Source organism: Chrysosporum bergii ANA360D (genome assembly GCF_029891735.1).
GTDB lineage: Bacteria > Cyanobacteriota > Cyanobacteriia > Cyanobacteriales > Nostocaceae > Umezakia > Umezakia bergii.
Map to the genome: position 1 here is coordinate 1 of NZ_JANQDH010000077.1, position 675 is coordinate 675.

At 43.4% G+C, this 675-nt stretch carries 1 pseudogene; it reads right to left on the bottom strand.

From position 1 onward, the window contains the following. Positions 1-675 (bottom strand): annotated as a pseudogene (locus NWP17_RS11710) (ATP-binding protein); the annotation flags it as partial.

Below are 675 nucleotides of genomic sequence, written 5' to 3' on the forward strand. Positions count from 1 at the left end.
CCCAGAACCAATGGCATATTCCCGTTCTAACGTACCACTACCATTTACCACCCGGTGTAAAAATGCCATTAACACCAAATGGGGGGCAATCTCATGATAGGGCGCACTTTTAAGTAATGGTTCCCCATGTTGTCGCCAAAACTCTAGAAAAGCATTTAATAGAGCTTGGGGATTTAAACTATTGTCAGTATTTAACCAAGTGGGTTGAATTTGAGGTAAGCTGTCCTGACTACCCTGGGATAAAACACGAGGAATCACCTCCTGGTAGATGGGATTGGCAATGGTTAGTCCACCCAAAGGACTACGCTTAACTAAGCCTAAATCTAGCAAAAACCGCCGATCATCCTCTGGGGTATCTGGTAAGTCCTCACCTGCTAAAATTGGTTCAATAATAGCTTTCACCCGCTCTTCCCGTAATCTTTCTGCTAAACTATCCAAATGGGTATCCTGACGCTGGATGAGAATTTCTTTGGCTTGGTTAATCACCTCAGCAGTAATGGGTTCATTCACATCCTGGACTAACACCTGGGTAGATTGACGAGCTAGGGCGTTAACTAACCATGGTTGTCCATCGGTTAAATAATATGCCTGTTGAACTGCTTCCGGGGTAAACACCTGTCCCGTAGCTGTTGTATGTTGTTCATATAGATTTTGGACATCTGTAAAACTAAAATT